General features: G+C 46.6%; 17 protein-coding genes, 1 tRNA gene and 1 pseudogene. 10 read left to right on the forward strand and 9 right to left on the reverse strand.

What is annotated here, in order from left to right; genetic code table 11:
• Both VFW36_RS06790 and VFW36_RS06795 read left to right on the forward strand, forming a co-directional pair.
• On the forward strand, nt 1–1,770 hold a 1,770-nt coding region (locus VFW36_RS06790), incomplete at its 5' end, for a class I tRNA ligase family protein (RefSeq protein WP_329658057.1).
• A complete protein-coding gene (locus tag VFW36_RS06795; protein WP_329658058.1) occupies nt 1,771–2,172 on the forward strand; it encodes a hypothetical protein in 402 nt (133 codons plus the stop codon).
• Here the strand turns inward: VFW36_RS06795 and VFW36_RS06800 are convergent, their stop codons facing one another.
• On the reverse strand, nt 2,173–2,739 hold the full coding sequence (locus tag VFW36_RS06800; protein ID WP_329658059.1) for a YceI family protein: 567 nt from the start codon (nt 2,737–2,739) through the stop codon (nt 2,173–2,175).
• 128 nt (nt 2,740–2,867) lie between these two features.
• Here VFW36_RS06800 and pyrF point away from each other — a divergent pair, with 128 nt between their 5' ends.
• From pyrF to VFW36_RS06825, 5 genes are all read left to right on the forward strand, one after another.
• Complete coding sequence (gene pyrF / locus VFW36_RS06805; RefSeq protein WP_329658060.1) at nt 2,868–3,551, forward strand: orotidine-5'-phosphate decarboxylase; 684 nt, start codon at nt 2,868–2,870, stop codon at nt 3,549–3,551.
• Nucleotides 3,552–3,626: 75 nt separating this feature from the next.
• The gene (locus VFW36_RS06810) at nt 3,627–4,349 is read left to right on the forward strand and encodes a hypothetical protein (protein WP_329658061.1); all 723 of its coding nucleotides are present in this window, start codon (nt 3,627–3,629) and stop codon (nt 4,347–4,349) included.
• 50 nt (nt 4,350–4,399) lie between these two features.
• Nucleotides 4,400–4,546, forward strand: a complete 147-nt coding sequence (locus VFW36_RS06815) for a hypothetical protein (protein ID WP_329658062.1) — start codon at nt 4,400–4,402, stop codon at nt 4,544–4,546.
• A 70-nt stretch (nt 4,547–4,616) separates the two neighbouring features.
• Nucleotides 4,617–4,706 (forward strand) — tRNA-Ser (locus VFW36_RS06820).
• An 87-nt stretch (nt 4,707–4,793) separates the two neighbouring features.
• A complete protein-coding gene (locus tag VFW36_RS06825; protein WP_329658063.1) occupies nt 4,794–5,300 on the forward strand; it encodes a hypothetical protein in 507 nt (168 codons plus the stop codon).
• A 6-nt stretch (nt 5,301–5,306) separates the two neighbouring features.
• On the opposite strand, the gene VFW36_RS06830 is transcribed toward VFW36_RS06825, so the two are convergent.
• On the reverse strand, nt 5,307–5,936 hold the full coding sequence (locus VFW36_RS06830; RefSeq protein ID WP_329658064.1) for a hypothetical protein: 630 nt from the start codon (nt 5,934–5,936) through the stop codon (nt 5,307–5,309).
• A 111-nt stretch (nt 5,937–6,047) separates the two neighbouring features.
• Here VFW36_RS06830 and galU point away from each other — a divergent pair, with 111 nt between their 5' ends.
• Entirely contained in the window at nt 6,048–6,872 is an 825-nt protein-coding gene (galU, locus tag VFW36_RS06835; protein WP_329658065.1) for a UTP--glucose-1-phosphate uridylyltransferase GalU, read from the forward strand.
• Here the strand turns inward: galU and VFW36_RS06840 are convergent.
• From VFW36_RS06840 to pyrH, 6 genes are read right to left on the reverse strand one after another with little or no spacing between them, the layout of a single operon-like run.
• Nucleotides 6,869–8,464 carry an N-acetylmuramoyl-L-alanine amidase family protein gene (locus VFW36_RS06840; RefSeq protein ID WP_329658066.1) on the reverse strand — a complete coding sequence of 532 codons (1,596 nt, stop codon included), beginning with the start codon at nt 8,462–8,464 and terminating at the stop codon, nt 6,869–6,871. The genes galU and VFW36_RS06840 overlap by 4 nt on opposite strands.
• Before the next feature lie 7 nt (nt 8,465–8,471).
• Entirely contained in the window at nt 8,472–9,563 is a 1,092-nt protein-coding gene (locus tag VFW36_RS06845; RefSeq protein WP_329658067.1) for a nitronate monooxygenase family protein, read from the reverse strand.
• Nucleotides 9,560–10,762, reverse strand: coding sequence for a tyrosine--tRNA ligase (gene tyrS / locus VFW36_RS06850; protein WP_414720264.1), 1,203 nt, complete (start codon nt 10,760–10,762; stop codon nt 9,560–9,562). The genes VFW36_RS06845 and tyrS overlap by 4 nt, the downstream gene beginning before the upstream one ends.
• A 3-nt stretch (nt 10,763–10,765) precedes the next feature.
• Nucleotides 10,766–12,922 carry a RelA/SpoT family protein gene (locus tag VFW36_RS06855; RefSeq protein WP_329658068.1) on the reverse strand — a complete coding sequence of 719 codons (2,157 nt, stop codon included), beginning with the start codon at nt 12,920–12,922 and terminating at the stop codon, nt 10,766–10,768.
• A 21-nt stretch (nt 12,923–12,943) separates the two neighbouring features.
• Nucleotides 12,944–13,159 (reverse strand): DNA-directed RNA polymerase subunit omega, encoded by a 216-nt coding sequence (locus VFW36_RS06860; protein WP_329658069.1) that lies wholly within the window; start codon nt 13,157–13,159, stop codon nt 12,944–12,946.
• 21 nt (nt 13,160–13,180) lie between these two features.
• Complete coding sequence (gene pyrH / locus VFW36_RS06865) at nt 13,181–13,891, reverse strand: UMP kinase (protein ID WP_329658070.1); 711 nt, start codon at nt 13,889–13,891, stop codon at nt 13,181–13,183.
• Nucleotides 13,892–14,007: 116 nt separating this feature from the next.
• Between pyrH and VFW36_RS06870 the strand changes: the two genes are divergently transcribed.
• Nucleotides 14,008–15,336: a hypothetical protein gene (locus VFW36_RS06870; protein WP_329658071.1), complete on the forward strand. Its 1,329-nt coding sequence runs from the start codon at nt 14,008–14,010 to the stop codon at nt 15,334–15,336.
• Nucleotides 15,337–15,338: 2 nt separating this feature from the next.
• Nucleotides 15,339–16,436, forward strand: a complete 1,098-nt coding sequence (locus VFW36_RS06875) for a trypsin-like peptidase domain-containing protein (protein ID WP_329658072.1) — start codon at nt 15,339–15,341, stop codon at nt 16,434–16,436.
• Here VFW36_RS06875 and VFW36_RS06880 read toward each other — a convergent pair.
• Nucleotides 16,399–16,687 (reverse strand): annotated as a pseudogene (locus VFW36_RS06880) (DUF502 domain-containing protein); the annotation flags it as partial. The gene VFW36_RS06875 and the pseudogene VFW36_RS06880 sit on opposite strands and share 38 nt — an antisense overlap.

Genomic DNA, 16,687 nt, shown 5'->3' on the forward strand with positions numbered 1-16,687 from the left:
TACGAAGTGGGCAAACGTCACGATCTCGAATTCATCACCGTATTCGATGAAAAAGGGATATTGAATCACCACGCCGGAGAATTCGAAGGGCTAGAGCGTCTCGAAGCACGCGCGGTGATCGTCAAACGTCTCGAAGAAGCGGGGTTCATCGAAAAAATCGAAGAGCATACCCACCAAGTGGGACACTGCTACCGCTGTAAAAATATCGTTGAGCCGTACATCTCGAAACAGTGGTTTGTCCGCAAAGAGGTAGCACGCGGTTCGATCGACAAAACGAATGAGGGGTTGACCCAATTCTTCCCTCCTCACTGGATCAACAGCTACAACGCGTGGATGGGTGAATTACGTGATTGGTGTATCTCTCGCCAGCTTTGGTGGGGACACCGTATCCCTGTATTTTACTGCGATGATTGTAACCATGAATGGGCAAGTTTGGAAGAACATCCAACTTCATGCCCTCATTGTGCGAGTAAAAACTTCACCCAAGACCCTGATGTCCTCGATACATGGTTCAGCTCCGCTCTCTGGCCGTTCTCGACTCTGGGATGGGGGAACGGTGATACCGCACAAGATCAACTCTTCCAAAGCGAAGATATGGCTCGATTTTATCCGAACACCCTTCTCATCACCGGTTTCGACATCCTCTTCTTCTGGGTAGCCCGTATGATGATGATGGGGGAGAGTTTCACGGGAGAATTGCCGTTTAACCACATCTACCTCCACGCATTGGTGCGTGATGAAAACGGTCAGAAAATGTCCAAATCCAAAGGGAATGTTATCGATCCGCTCGATATGGTCGAAAAGTACAGTGCCGATGCCCTCCGATTTACGTTAGCTGTCCTTGCGGCTCAAGGGCGTGATATCCGCCTCAGCAATGAGCGTCTGGAGCAAAGCCGTAACTTTACCAACAAACTCTTCAACGCTTCCAAATTCCTCCAAATGAATGTTCCCACATTTAAAGATTTGGCCGATCAAGAGATCACTACTCCGTTGGGTCGCTATATGCTCAGCCGTTTCCATCGTGCAACAGCTGAGACGAGAGCGTTCTTGGACGAATACCGCTTTAACGATGCGGCGACGGTACTCTACCGCTTCTTGTGGAACGAGTTCTGTGACTGGGGCATCGAGTTGGGCAAAGCGTCCAAAGAGAGCGTAGATGAGCTGGGAAGTATCTTCAAAGAGTCGATGAAACTCCTCCACCCGTTTATGCCGTTTATCACCGAATACCTCTATCATGAGCTTTCAGGAACGACGCTTGAAGAGGGGAACTCCATCATGATTATGGCGTACCCTGAGAATACCCAAACGGATGAGGCTATTGAAGCGGAATTCGCGATCATCATGGATGCCATCGTCACCATCCGCCGTGCCAAAACCCTCGTCGATCTAGGCAACCAAAAAATCGATCTCGCCTACCTCAAATGCGGCGGCGATCAAACTATGATGGCACCGTTTATCAGTCGTTTGGCAAAAGTGGAGACCCTCCACTTCACCGACACTAAAATCGACAATGCGATCAGCGACATCGGAGATAGTGTCGAAGTCTATCTCCCGACCGATGCGATTGATCTCTCCCCGATTATCGACCGACTCACCAAACAGCGCGAAAAGCTCCAAAAAGAGGTAGATAAACTGCGAGGTATGCTCTCAAACGAGCGTTTTGTCGCGAATGCACCTGAAGCCGTTATCGCTGAAAACCGCAACGGACTCGCCGATGCCGAAGATAAAATTTCTAAAATCACGGCTCAACTCAGCGCACTAGGTAACTAAGTGCAATTTCGTGAACTTTCACCGTCCGAGCTGGTTGAGGGGTTTGCCCTCCTCACGACGCTGCGCACGGAACTCACCTCCGAAGCGTTCGATGCGTTCATTACCTCTCAATATCCTAAAGACTATCGCCCCATCGGTGCCTATCAGCGAGGGGAGTTACAGGTCTATGCAGGGGTGAGTATACGAGAGAACTTGGAGCTGGGTCGACATTTGATCGTAGATGATTTCGTCACCTACAACGGATGTGAGAATCTCAGCGGTGAAATGGTCGATTATCTGTGTGATTATGCCAAAATGCACAAATGTCAAAGTATTTTAGTGTGGGGCAAACAAAGAGGTCTTTCGATCAATGATTTAAGCGGATTCCGCCCCAAACGGGACGGGTTTATTAAAACGTTCTAATTACTCCGCGATCCCTTCGATCTCTACGACCAATTTCACTTCATCGCCGACGACTACGCCGCCCGCTTCGATCGCTTTGTTCCAGTTCAAGCCGAAATCTTTGCGGTTGATTTTTCCGTTAAGGACGAAGCCCGAACGCTGATTGCCCCACGGATCTTCGACGACACCGCCCATATCAACATCCAACACCACTTTTTTGGTAATGCCGTGAATGGTCAAGTTACCCGTCATTTTGGTTTTTGTAGCACTGCTCATCACAAAAGTAATATCCCCGAATTTGGCGACATCCAAAAAGTCGGCACTGCGCAGATGATCATCCCGTTTGACAATCCCCGTATCGATGGAGTCGGCTTTGATCGCACCGCTGAGGGATTTAAATACCCCTTTATCCAAATCATACGTTCCGCTGAAATTACCGAATTTCCCCGTGACCGTACTGATCATCATGTGTTTGACTTTAAATCCAACCGTCGAATGAGAGGGGTCAACTTTATAGACTGCTGCACAGACACAACTGGAACCGATCAGTAAACCGGCTAAAACTGTTGCTAATAAACTCTTTTTCATCGTCAATCCTTTGGGTTAATATCTCCTTTATTGTAGGGTGTTTTACACAATGGATTATTAATACAAAAATAATGAGCAATAAATTTAAGCTTCGTTATACTTTTGCTATTACACTTCAAAGGTTCACCATGCAACTTTGCGTCGCCCTCGATCTCCCGAGTCAAGAAGAGAATTTAGCCCTCGTTGAAAAAATCAAAGAGTATCCGATCTGGCTAAAAGTAGGTTTACGCTCCTATATACGGGATGGTAAACCGTTCATCGATGCCATCAAAGCCATCAACCCCGATTTCAAAATCTTCTTAGACCTCAAACTCTACGACATCCCTAACACGATGGCAGATGCCGCCGAATCGATCATGGGACTTGGGGTCGATATGTTCAACGTCCACGCTTCTGCGGGGCGTAAAGCGATGCGAGAAGTGATGAAACGGCTCGAACCGTATGAAAATCGCCCGCTCGTCCTCGCGGTGACCGCTCTCACCTCGTTCGAAGAGGGTGAGTTTAGCCATGTGTACGGAAAAACCATCGCCACCAAAGCCGATCGATTCGCGCAGGATGCCCATGAAGCGGGATTGGATGGAGTCGTGTGCAGTGCCTATGAGAGTGCCTCGATCAAATCACTCACCTCCGAGACCTTTGTCACCCTTACCCCCGGTATCCGCCCTTTCGGTGAAGATGCGGGAGATCAGGAGAGAGTCGCGACGATTGAGGTGGCACACCAAGAGAAAGTCGATTTTATCGTTGTGGGACGTCCTATTTACAAAGCCGCCAATCCTGCCGAAGTGGTGGAAAAAATCCTAAAACTCCTATAATATTCTCGTAATACCGTTGTAATATCATTTTCTTAAACTTCCGTAGAGATACGATTTCTATGGAGGTTTATCACCATGAAAAAGCTTTTATTGCTTATTCCTGTAAGCTTGCTCGCCGTAAGTGGATTTTTTTGGTTTACCCATGATTCTGCTACGCCTCAGACACAATCCGTTATGATTCATCAACCGATGCCGACAGGGGCAAAAGAGCTTTTTTCTCTGAATGAGAGCGCTCTGCGTAAAATCATCCATCATGGAGATACAGCCTCCGTCTCCCTTATCAATACCTCATTCGATGCACTCGAATCGAAGCTCAAAGAAGATCAAAAAGCGGGCTATTCTATTAGCAAGCTTCAAACCATCCTCTCAACCTACAAAGAAGACACAACCTTCCTGACCCAAAAATTTGCCCCTCGATTAGAGGCTCTTCGGCACTGCGATCAATTTGAACTTAGCCATGAGAAACCTTTTCTGACCTCTGTGGATCAGATCGGATTGCATGAGCTTAAATCCGCCTATTTTGAACTGGATACGATACGCAATCGCTATCTCAAAAATCCGACCGTGGATGATAAAATAGCGTATGAGCATGAGAATCAACGACTGCACAACATCATCGTTGAACTCTATTTGGACGCCCCTATCGAAAAACCGTTATTGGCTTATCTTGACAATCATAAACACTATTTTGAGGTTATATCCTCAGCCTATGATGAGCTAGGATACGATCGGGTGGAGCGTCTGCGAACAAATGCATACGCGATAAAAAGCGAACTGCAATTATTGCCATCTATTTGATTTTGGAATACTCCTTGCTTTATTTTTGCAAATACTTGCAAGGAGTCCGCATGAAATTTATGGATAAAATCGAGCTGGTTGTCAAACTCAAAGAGAAAATTGCCGAAGCGAAAGCGACAAATGAAGCTCTAGCTCTACAATTACAAGCCCTTTTGGATCAAGTTCTCTCAAATCCTCAAAACTCTCCCGCAATTTGATCTAAACAAGCACCAATTTAAGGTGCTTGTTATCTACACCTGCTTATAATTACGCCCTCTTTATAACACTGGACGAGTAGGAAAGCGGCTGAATCCACCTCCCTGCTAAGGAGACGTACTGGCAACGGTACCGAGAGTTCGAATCTCTCCTCGTCCGCCACTTCTAATTTCCCTTTTTTTTTAATCCGTAAAGCTCTTATCTAACTCACTGTTTTGTATAATGTATCCAAAAGAATGAGGATTAATCATGACAAATATGCTCGCTTTGGTTTTGATCGTTGCCATCGGCTATTGGGTTATAATAATCATCTCACGCAAAAAGCGGGAGTTAGAGCAAAAAGAGTTGCAACAAGCAGAACAATTTTTAAAAGAGACCCAAGCACTTCTAAAAGAGGAAACTTCCCCCCTCTCTGAAGAGAATACATCAACTCATCCGTACCGTGAAAAAGTTGCCGAGCACTTCCAAACAGAGGGATACAACATCACCGAAATTTCAAAAGCCGAAGGGATCGATCTGATTGGGATCAAAGATAAAGCATTGGTATTGATACGGTGTGAAGAGAAGCTCAAAGAGATCAAGAAGGTGGATATTAAGCTGTTTATTGCCGAATGCAGTGTCTATGTCGATAACAATCCGATGTTCAAAGGGCGATCATGCACGCGGGTTTTCGCTACCAATCGCCCCATCACGGAGGAAGTAAGCCTTTATCTGAGAGATAATCCTTCATCCATCCGCTTATTAGAAGAGATATAATCTCATTTACCGCTCATGCGGATTACCACGCCCTTTTTCTCCGCGTGATCCTCGATCCTCGCGCCGTTCATCCCTGCGATCTTCACGTTCATAAGAGCGATCTTTTTTCCCTCTGTAATGATCATTAATCCGATTGTATTTTTCCCCTCTGTACCTGTGATAAATAACTTCATCAGGGGTGATATGATGATATTCCGAGAGGAAACGGACATTTACAAGCTCAACAATGTCGGCATCTCTTAAACGGTGCTTTTTATCTTTGTGATAGCCGTAAGCTTTACCGTAGGGAGGATTATGATAGCGATTGCTGTTCACAACATAGAGAGTACGCGGATTAAGCCCAAGACGCACCGTAATATCCCACCAGTTCCCTCCGCGTGAGCGCAGATCAGTTATATACCTCGCATCGCGTCGGGATTCGCGAGCCAAAAAGTAAACCACACTCATTTCATCACGCGGAATAGTGCGTTCAATCACAACGACTTCTTGGTGCGGAACATGATAGTAATCTCCGATTGAAAAAGAAAAACCGTCAATACCGTTCTCTGAACCGGACACCCCTATATCAAAATTGGATGCACTGGCTACACTGCACATTGTCCCTACTACCAAGGCTAAATGAAAGATTTTTTTCATAACAACTCCTCGCTCAATATCCTCTATTGTAGCCTAATAAATGTTGCTCAAGTGTAAATAGACTCAAACGGACTATTGTGATAAAATAGCACTCACAATCAAGGAGTCTTTATGATCAAAAAGTGTCTTTTCCCCGCAGCCGGTTACGGCACCCGTTTTTTACCGGCAACCAAAGCGATGCCCAAAGAGATGTTGCCCGTACTCACAAAACCGCTCATCCAATACGGCGTTGAAGAGGCGGTAGAAGCGGGAATGCACACCATGGCTATCGTTACCGGTCGGGGTAAACGGGCGTTGGAAGATCATTTTGATGTCAGCTATGAACTCGAACACCAAATCAAGGGGAGCGATAAAGAGAAAATGCTTGCGGACATCCGTGACATCATCGATGTCTGTACCTTCTCCTATACACGTCAAATCGAGATGAAAGGGTTAGGTCATGCTATCCTCACGGGGGAAACATTGATCGGTAATGAGCCGTTTGCCGTTATTCTAGCCGATGACTTATGCGACGGAGACGGTGAGGGGGGAGTGCTGACTCAAATGGTTGAGCTGTTCAATAAATACAAATGCTCCATCGTCGCCATCGAAGAGATCGATCCCTCACAAACAAACAAATACGGTATTATCGAAGGACGTGAGATCGAAGATGGTGTTTACATGATTTCTAACATGGTTGAAAAGCCCGATCCCAAAGATGCCCCAAGCAATCTCGCTATTATCGGACGCTATATCCTCACCCCAGATATATTCGGGATTATCGAAAACACCCCTGCGGGAAAAGGGGGGGAGATCCAAATTACCGATGCCCTCATGACCCAAGCTCAAAAAGGGATGGTCTTGGCTTATAAATTTAAAGGAAAGCGATTTGACTGCGGAAGTGTAGAGGGGTTTGTCGAAGCAACCAACTACTTCTTCGATAAAACGAAACTTTAACTGTTATTGGCAAAATATCTGCCGATCCCCTCTAATAATCCATCCACCATCCAACGCTGATATTTCTCATCAGCGATGCGAGTCGATTCCTCAGGATGACTAATATATCCTACCTCTAACAAGACTGCCGGCATTTGCGCCCCGACAAGTACCCAGAAAGGGGCTTCTCGAACACTGTTATCGTGTACATTAGGGAACTGTTTACGTAAACTTCCCAACATCCCTTTTTGAAGATCAATAGCCAATTTATTGGAGGCGATAATTTTCTCTTTGTTCAAAAAGCTCAAAAAACTCAACTTGCCGTATTGCCCCATCTCTTCCATATCTTCGGAGTTTTCGAGTGCGGCAACTCTCATAGATCGCTCACTGCGCGTCGGAGAGAGAAAATAGGTCTCAAGCCCCTGTGCGGCTAAAGGATCGGATGTTTTTGGGATAGAGTTGGCATGGACGGAGATAAAGAGATCCGCCTCTTTATCATTAGCAAATTTCGTACGGTCTTTGAGTTCGATAAACGTATCGTTGCTTCGGGTCATATAAACCGTATACCCCTGTGCACGGAGTTTTTCGGTAAGTTGAGATCCGATTTGCAGTACAATGTCTTTTTCCATAAAACCGTTGCCGATAGCACCGCTGTCTTTTCCCCCGTGTCCCGGATCGATTACGATGATTTTTTTACTTCGATCTCGCGGCGTTACACTCAAAAGAGGTGGGAGTGCCGCGATTAGCGGAGGAGCTTGGACTTCCGGCTTCGTGGTCGGTGTTGATGCAAGGGGAGCGGTAATTTTAGGCGGTTCTAATGAGAGATCAATATAGAGCGATGATGCTTTTGGAGTCGTTTTTATCGTAATCGGATGATCGTGTTCGAGTACAAGGCGGAGCGTTTTAGCATTGTACTGCGCCATCTGAATACGGTTAATTTTCTGATGTTCCAACGTTTGGCTTTTGGAGAGGGTCGAAGAGTCAATATCAATAATGTAGCGGTATCGTTTCTTATCCGCCTCGATAATTTTGGACATACGGACTTCAGAGGGCTGAATCGGTGAGTCAAAAAGAAGTTCCAACCCGTTATCTTTCCACTGGGTATTGAGTAATCGGTGACGCATACTCAGCGTTATCTCATTTGAAGCCTTAATCGGTTCAACTTTGATCATTTTTTCGGGTTCTGGGGTGTTGAATTTTTCAGGAGTCGTTAATTTATTCGCGACCAATGCGGGTTTGAATGTTTTGTCATAAATAACGGAAGGGACAGAAGTATCTGACGTCTTGGGAGATGCGGTTGCAGTTTTTGCCAGCGGTTCGCTCTTTGGGGTGTAACCTTTGGATTTTGCCAGATCAGCTTGATACTTTTTGACATCGATACCTAGCTTTTCCCCTCCGCTTACGATCCCCTCGAGAGCTTCTGCCGCAAGCGAACTGTTTTTATCAAGCATCGCACGCAGATAAAGTGTTTTATACTCATTATAGCCCCGGAACTGCTCGATTTCATCATTGCTCTCTAGCGCTTTTTTAGCGGAGTCCAAGCGTTCTGACAAGCTTGCACCCATTAAAGTGCTCATCATCAATACGGCAATAAAGAAAAAACGAATCAGCACGCTGATACTACTCCCCGTGAGTGAGTTTTTCCATCAACTCTTTGACGGAGATAATTTTATCGATACGATAGCCGTTGCTTCCCGAAAAGAATAATCCGAGTTCTTTATCTCCGAGATAGGCGTCACTGAGGCGATCGGCAATACAAAAACCGACCTCTTTGGCTTCTACACCGCGATTACACGGAGCGACACAGTTCGAGATACATTTGATCGAAGGACCGGTTCGGGTATCGATAAGATCACGTAGATTTGTTCTGACACCGCGCGCCGGATAACCGACCGGAGATTTCATCAGGGTGATGTCCTCTTCTTTGGCATCGATGAGAACCTGTTTGAAGTTTTCATGCGCATCACATTCGAATGTTCCGATAAAACGGGTCCCCATTTGAACACCTGACGCACCCAAGGCTACCATTTTATCAATATCGTTTTTATCCCAGATTCCCCCTGCGGCAAAAACCGGAATATTTCCCCATAGCGCCGCTTCTTCGACAACAGGAGCTACGAGATTTTCAAGTTGGTACTCTTCCATCGCGCACTGCTCATAAGTAAACCCTTGGTGTCCGCCGCTCAGAGGTCCTTCTAAAATCACCGCATCAGGAAGACGGTTATACCGTTTTTGCCAACGTTTGCAGATGATAGAGAGCGCTTTGGGGGATGATACGATCGGTACCAATGCGACATCGGGATAATCGACCGTAAATTCGGGCATATTGGTCGGTAATCCGGCACCGGTAATAATAATATCGACCCCTGCTTCACACGCATCGGTTACGACTCTGCCGTAATCGTTGATCGCATAGAGAATGTTACATGCCAATGGTGCATCGCCACAAATTTTACGGGCATTTTTGACAATCGCATCCAGCCCTTTTTTCGAGTAGAAATTCTCAGCATCCAGAGGACGGTTGGCAATGAGTTTATCCGCGTAAATCTTATCTTCATAATATCCCGTACCGACGGAACTGATGACACCCAGTCCCCCTTCTAAAGAGACATTTCCCGCAAGGCGGTCCCAGCTGATTCCAACACCCATTCCCCCTTGAACGATAGGAATTTTAATGGTGTGCTTGCCGATTTGAATTGGTTTTAAGCTCATTGGGTTACCTTTAATCGCGCAAATTTTCGTTTTCCCACTTGAAGGATGTATTCACCCGCTTCAAGTTGGTATTGCTCATCGCTTAGTTTATTTTGATCGATTTTAACAGAGCCTTGCTTAATCTCGCGACGGGCTTGTGAAGTTGAGGGGCTAAGGGCGCAGTCAACGAGTGCTTTTGCTACCCAGATCGGACCCTCCATAGTAAACTCATCCATTTCGCTCGGAATCTCACTTTGGGCATGAACACGTTCAAACTCGGCTTGGGCACCTAACGCCGCCTCTTCAGAGTGGAATCGTGTCGTGATCTCTAACGCCAAAGACTCTTTTACTTTTTTCGGATGGAGTGAGCCGTTTTCGACACCCACTTTTAGCGCTTCAATCTCATCAAGACTCAACGTACTCAAAAGCTCAAAATAACGCCACATCAAGGTATCGCTGATACTGAGCACCTTGCCGAACATTTCGTTTGGCTCATCGGCAACCGCGATGTAATTGTTCAACGATTTGGACATTTTCTGAACGCCGTCAAGACCCTCTAAAATCGGCATCATAAGAACGGCTTGTTCTTTCCCGATCTCATAGACCCGTTGCAAATGGCGTCCCATCAGAAGATTGAACTTCTGATCCGTCCCCCCGATCTCAACGTCACTTTTCAAATGGACACTGTCGTATCCTTGTAAAAGCGGGTATAAAAACTCGCTGATCGAGATTGAAATTCCTGCCTTATGACGTTTATCGAAATCATCCCGCTCTAGCATCCGTGCGACATTATAGGTGGTGGTGAGTTCCAACATCCCCGCCGCACCGAGAGGGTTGATCCACTCCGCGTTGAAAACGACGCTCGTTTTTTCAGGATCAAGGATTTTAAACACTTGTTCTTTGTAGCTTTTTGCGTTTTCTTGAATCTGTGCGGGAAGCAATTTTTTACGGGTTTCGCTTTTACCGGTCGGATCACCGATTTGTGCTGTGAAATCTCCGATCAAAAACTGGATATGCGCCCCGAATTTTTGAAACGCGGCGAGTTTTTGAAGCAATACGGTATGCCCTAAATGCAGATCGGGGGCGGTCGGATCGAATCCCGCTTTAACCGTATAGGTTTCCCCTTTTTCAAAATAGTTTTTGAGCAATGTCTCAAGCCGTGCTTCGTCGATAATCTCGGCAGTTCCTCGTTTAATCTCTCGTAAGGCTGTTTGAATCATGATTTATCCTTGGTTTCGATACGCGTCGTCGGTACGAAAAAATTGTATGATTTTCCCTTTTTTCTCCAGTTTGGAGCGAAGCCGATTAATATCCGCTTCTAGGGTTTGAAACTCCATTTCACAATACTGGGTATGCTCCGATTTCTCTTTACCCAGTTCAATCGAGTTAATATCGGCGCCCATTTTTGCCATGTAGGTGAGCAAGTCGGCTAGAGAGCCTTGAGCGCTTTGCATACTGATGATGAGATGGTAGCGGAAATAGTGCTGTGCTTTCCAGCGCACATACACCATCGGTTCTCTTCGGTCTATCATAGCCGAAGCGTTTTTACACATTTTATGGTGGATATGGGCTTTCCCCTCTTGCAAAAAGGCGACGATCTCATCCCCTGTTTTTGGGTGACAGCAATAATCAAATACCGCATCGCCGATACTGCTGTTGGAATAGATCTCCAACGAAGCAAACACATACGGTTTTAATCGGAAGCGGTTTCGGGAGAGAAAACTAAAACGGTTGCTCTCTCCTAACTCCTGAGTAAAGCGGTTCACCGTCTCTTTGAGAAGATCCAGTTCGCTCGGGATTCGGTGACGCTGATCTTCCGTATGGTATCGAACAAACAGCTCTTCGATTCGGAGCGGGTCCATATTAAAAATAGTGCTCAAAATATTGATCCCCGTCTCGGTATCGATAGAGCGAATTCGCTGATTGCAGTTGGCACGCATACTCGCTTTGGCACGGGAGGTTTTGACCGAATCGATCCAGCTGCATCGATTGATTTTTTTCGATGCCGTCGTGATTTTGACAATATCGCCGTTGTGCAGTTCACTCAAAAGCGACGCTTTCTCTTTGTTGATCAAACACCCCTCGGCACTGTCTCCTATCTCGGTATGGACGGCATAGGCAAAATCAAGAGCCACCGCACCGCGAGGGAGGGTAAACGGTTTGCCTTTCGGGGAGAATACGCTGATGTCTTCGCTGAAAAGGTCATTCTTAATCAATTCGTAAAACGCTTCAACCGATTCGTTCTGGTATTGAAGATTATGGAGCCAGTCGAGACTGATCGGGTTATTCCCGCCGCTTTTGTATTTCCAGTGCGCGGCGACCCCGAGTTCGGCGGTTTTATGCATCTCATAGGTACGAATCTGCACCTCAAAAATCGCCGTCGAATCAAAAACAGAGGTGTGAAGGGTTTGATAGCCGTTCTCTTTGGGAATCGAAATATAGTCTTTGAAGCGCGAAGAGAGCGGCTGAAAATTCAGATGAACCATTCCCAAAACACGGTAGCAGTCGAGAGGCTTTTTGACCAGAATACGAACCGCTAAGAGGTCCAGAATCTCATCGATGCTGATCCCTTTGCGCTGCATTTTGAGGTAAATGGAGTAGTGATGCTTGACACGGCTGAGAATTTCAAAATCATCCTCATTAAAACCGTTCTCCAACATCATTTTGGTCAGCTTTTCGCAAAAATCATTCAAGCGGGCAGTGATGGATCGGAAGTTCTCTTCCATATACATGTCGATCGCTTGTTTCTCTTCGCTAAAGAGATATTGAAAACTCAAATCTTCCAAGAGGTTTTTGAGAAAGGAGATCCCTAATCGGCTTGCGATTGGGGCATAAACGACCAACGTCTCTTCGGCGATACGATGTTGCTTTGCAGGTGCCAAAGCCCCCAAGGTGAGCATATTATGGAGACGGTCGCACAACTTGACCACCAAAACCCGTACATCTTCGATCGATGCGACGAGCATTTTGCGAAACGACAACGCCGAAACAACCAGTTTTTCATCCGAATGAGACGGGATAAGCTGCGCATCTCGGATCATATCGATCTTTGTCAACCCCTCGACCAGATGGGCGACGTCAGGACCGTAATCACGGTCGATCTCATCAATCCCGATGTGGGTATCTTCGACCACATCGTGCAACAATGCGGCGATGACCATCGCTTCATCCCCCGTGATGTTCGCAACGATCGATGCGACTAAAACAGGGTGAATGATATAGGGTTCGCCGCTTTTTCGAGTCTGATCCTGATGGGCTTGTTGCGCAAAAGAGAGGGCGTTTTGGATGGCGGCAGAGGAGGGAATATGTTTGTAAAGGTGCTCTATAGCACCTTCAACATCATTGATTTGCGTTACTTGTTCTATGTCGATGGTGTTCAATGATGCCGCTTTGCTTGTAAATTAGTCTCTGGCAACAAAACCTTTGACAACGATATGCCCCTCGGCAATCTCCATCAAAGCGATATCAGCCGTTTTGGCTTTTTTTACGTCCACATTAAGTTTTGTCGTTGCTCCGTTAAGAAGCTCCTCTGAGCGTTTTGCTACGGCGATTGCCAATTGGTAACGGTCGATGTTGGCAGTTTCAAGTGCTTTTGCGGTTAGTTGTTCGAGTCTCATGGTTTTTCCTTAGGTTGAGATTTATTTTACGATTGAGCAACGCTCAAAGTTGCCCTGAATGATTTCAAGAAGATTACCCGGAGTGAACATATCACACACGATGATCGGCAATTTGTTCTCTTTCGCCAATGCGATAGAGGTGTCATCCATCACTTTGATGTTGTCTTGCAATGCTTCTTCATACCCTAGTGTCGGAAGCTTGATCGCATCCTCAAATTTCTTAGGGTCTTTGGTGTAGACACCGTCTACTTTGGTCGCTTTGATGATCACTTCCGCACCGATTTCGATCGCACGAAGCGTTGCCGCCGTATCGGTCGTAAAAAACGGGTTTCCGGTACCTGCTGCGAAAACAACGACACGACCGCGCTCCAAATGGCGCGTTGCACGGCGAACGATAAACGCTTCGGCAATTTGCTCCATTTTGATCGCACTTTGAACGCGAACCTGCATCCCTTCGTGTTCACACGCTTCTTGCATCGCGATCGCATTAATCACGGTAGCCAGCATCCCCATGTAGTCACCTGAGGTTCGACGGATAATACCGTCTGCCGCCGCCGTAACACCGCGAATGATGTTACCGCCGCCGATAACGATACCCACTTCAATCCCCGCATCGACGAGAGTTTTGATCTCCCCTGCGATAAATTTTAGGATTTTTGTATCGATACCGTGACCGTTTTCGCCGGCCAATGCCTCACCCGAGAATTTTACCAAAACGCGCTTATAGCCCATACAACTCCCTATAAAGCATCTTCGATGTGCCCTTTAAATTACGCGTATTATACTTTATTGTCGCTTTAAGGTTGCTTTGATTACACTAAGGGCAATTATGGACAAAGGAAAATACGGTGAAGCTGTTTGAGACATTAAAAGCGTGGTTCAATCCTCTTCCGATGCACCGAGCCCCCCGTTACGGGCGCGGGATTCATGCCCTTCCCAACTCCGAGGAGAGAGAGCTTTTCGAGCGTTCATCCGCCGCTTTTATCGACGGCGACATTTTAAACGGTTATACGTTTTTTTTATCGTCGCTTCTCCACCAAAAATGCAGCTACCCCTCAGAACATCTCACGATCGAGCGAGGAGAAGATGCACTGCATTTCACCCTCATCCAAGGATATGCCCTTATCAAAGGGGTTGTCACCCAAACATCCCTTGAAGCGTACGCCGATATTGCCCTAAGCTCTAAGCTCCACGTTGCCATCAAGCGCCATTTTTTAGAACGGGATTTTCAACTCACCTACTGCCGTTTCAGCGAAGAAAACGGTGCGATCAAACTCTCCATCCGTCTCGACAACGCTACGATCACCCCCCAAAAAATATTTTATCCCCTCCGCGAAATCGCCCTCAACGCCGATTTTGAAAAAGAGTTTATCGCCGGAGAGTTTGATGAATCCGCACTGTTGGAAACAGACCATATTCTCACCATCCCCCGCGAAAAAATCGATCGACATTACGATTTCATGCAACAGTGGATCAAAGAGACGACGCAGAGTCTCATCGGTCTTTTATCCAATGACAATACGGGGATGACCTCCTTTAGCTATCTCGCACTGCTGCTTCAGATCGACTATCTCCTCCTCCCCCACAAAAAAATGGCCAAAAATATCGCCGAAAAGATCAACGGCTATTTTATGGATGATGAGAAACTGACCGAAGATAAAAATGCCGATTTGGAACAGTTCCTCCGTGAGCTCACGGCGATGGAGCGAGAAACCTACGCAACACAGTTTTACGATTCGGCCTATACCTTCTCTCCGTTTGATCAAGCGATGCATGATGAGATTGCCGCCTTTATCGACGAATCCCTCAGCAAAGTGCGCTGGTACAAAAACAACCGATCCAACTATGTCATCAGTGTCATTTATCGCTATATCTCTCTCTACATACTCTATAACTACGGGCTTCATCCCTCATTGCGCGCACTCTTGCATCTGCATGTCGAAATCTACGTCTGTGATTTTTTCAAAGCCGAGGGGGAGACACCTCTGTATGATCCGCACACCAAAATCTTTAACGAAACGTTGATCGCACAGCGTATTCGAGAATCGATAGAACCGTATATGAGCCGATACAAGGGGCTAAGCGATTTTTCCGAACACATCAACTATGCCGATTTGGATCATTTTAGCCAAAGCTTTTATCTTCAAATCAAAAATCTCGATTATACGGAGGTGTAAGTGTGAATACAACCACCCAAAAAATGGTCGAACAGACGATCGAAAGCATTGTCCAAATCACCAATCCCTACGGAAGCGGAAGCGGATTTTTGATCGACGGGCTTATCATCACCAACTCGCACGTGGTGAGCGGTCTTAAAGAGGCGCTTATCAGCACCAAAACCCTCCCCAAAACCATCGGAACGGTGATCTATGACGATCCGGCATTCGATCTGGCATTTATCCGCTCACCGGTTCCGATAGAGCACAAAAATCCGTTGACACTCTCCGAATCTAGCGTTATCGACGGAGACAGTGTCATCGCTATCGGGCACCCCTACGGGCTCAACTACTCCACCACAGAGGGGATCGTCTCCAAAGCTTCACGGCTTCAAGGCGAGGTCGAGTACATCCAGTTCGATGCCGCCATCAATCCCGGAAACAGCGGTGGGCCGCTTCTCAATGATTCGGCGGAGGTGATCGGGGTCAATACCTTTATCATCCAAAATTCCAATAATTTGGGCTTCGCCCTCCCCTCGTACACCCTCAAAGAGGCGCTCGATCAATTCAAAGCGCTGAAAACCGATGATGTCATCCGATGCGGATCGTGCAAAAATCTGATCCATGAGCCGACCATCCAAAACGACTATTGCCCTAAATGCGGCTCAAAACTCGACGTTGCCAAACGTAGACGCGAGGGGTATAAACCCTCCGGTGTCGTTGCCCTCATCGAGAAGATTTTAGGGACGCTGAAGATCAATGTTACCCTCGCCAGACGGAGTCAGCGAAGCTGGCGGTTTGAATCGGGTTCAACCCGAATCGACATCAACTACTACGACAACGGGATCGTGATCGCCGATTCGGCCCTCTGTCGTATCCCGCAGGAGAATATCGAAGCGCTGTATGATTATCTGCTGAGTGAAAACGCTATTTTAGAGCGGCTCCAATTTTCGATCAACGAAAACACCGTCTACCTCTCCTATGTCGTCGTCGATTCATCGCTAAGTGAAACGCATGGCACATGGGCATTGCGTAAACTTTTCGACCATGCCCCCCGCTATCAAAAACACCTCAGCGAACGGTTTAATGCCCCTGAACCGAAGTTTGATGAGTTTGAATAAGCGCTGACACATCTTCTTTTTGAGGAAAATCGGCACCCATACTGATAATAAACGACGAGGCTTCTTGTAAGGTCAAGGTCGTCTTTTTGATCAACGCTTCATCGACCAAAACCGTATATCCGCTCGTCGGGTTCGGAGAGGTCGGGATAAAAAGAACACAAATATTTTCATGACGGTTGAGCAAATAGGCGGGAACCCATAACCCCTCTTTGGGATACTCAACCAAAACCACCTCTTTTTTCGTCCCGTCT

This window comes from Sulfuricurvum sp. (genome assembly GCF_036279695.1).
Classification (GTDB): Bacteria; Campylobacterota; Campylobacteria; order Campylobacterales; family Sulfurimonadaceae; genus Sulfuricurvum.

Bases quoted from the DNA above. Each gene is read 5' to 3' on its own strand.
- VFW36_RS06845 (WP_329658067.1), bottom strand. From the start codon at position 9,563: ATGAGCTTAAAACCAATTCAAATCGGCAAGCACACCATTAAAATTCCT.
- tyrS (WP_414720264.1), bottom strand. From the start codon at position 10,762: ATGATTCAAACAGCCTTACGAGAGATTAAACGAGGAACTGCCGAGATT.
- VFW36_RS06815 (WP_329658062.1), top strand. From the start codon at position 4,400: ATGAAATTTATGGATAAAATCGAGCTGGTTGTCAAACTCAAAGAGAAA.
- VFW36_RS06810 (WP_329658061.1), top strand. From the start codon at position 3,627: ATGAAAAAGCTTTTATTGCTTATTCCTGTAAGCTTGCTCGCCGTAAGT.
- galU (WP_329658065.1), top strand. From the start codon at position 6,048: ATGATCAAAAAGTGTCTTTTCCCCGCAGCCGGTTACGGCACCCGTTTT.
- pyrH (WP_329658070.1), bottom strand. From the start codon at position 13,891: ATGGGCTATAAGCGCGTTTTGGTAAAATTCTCGGGTGAGGCATTGGCC.
- pyrF (WP_329658060.1), top strand. From the start codon at position 2,868: ATGCAACTTTGCGTCGCCCTCGATCTCCCGAGTCAAGAAGAGAATTTA.
- VFW36_RS06825 (WP_329658063.1), top strand. From the start codon at position 4,794: ATGACAAATATGCTCGCTTTGGTTTTGATCGTTGCCATCGGCTATTGG.
- VFW36_RS06860 (WP_329658069.1), bottom strand. From the start codon at position 13,159: ATGAGACTCGAACAACTAACCGCAAAAGCACTTGAAACTGCCAACATC.
- VFW36_RS06830 (WP_329658064.1), bottom strand. From the start codon at position 5,936: ATGAAAAAAATCTTTCATTTAGCCTTGGTAGTAGGGACAATGTGCAGT.
- VFW36_RS06800 (WP_329658059.1), bottom strand. From the start codon at position 2,739: ATGAAAAAGAGTTTATTAGCAACAGTTTTAGCCGGTTTACTGATCGGT.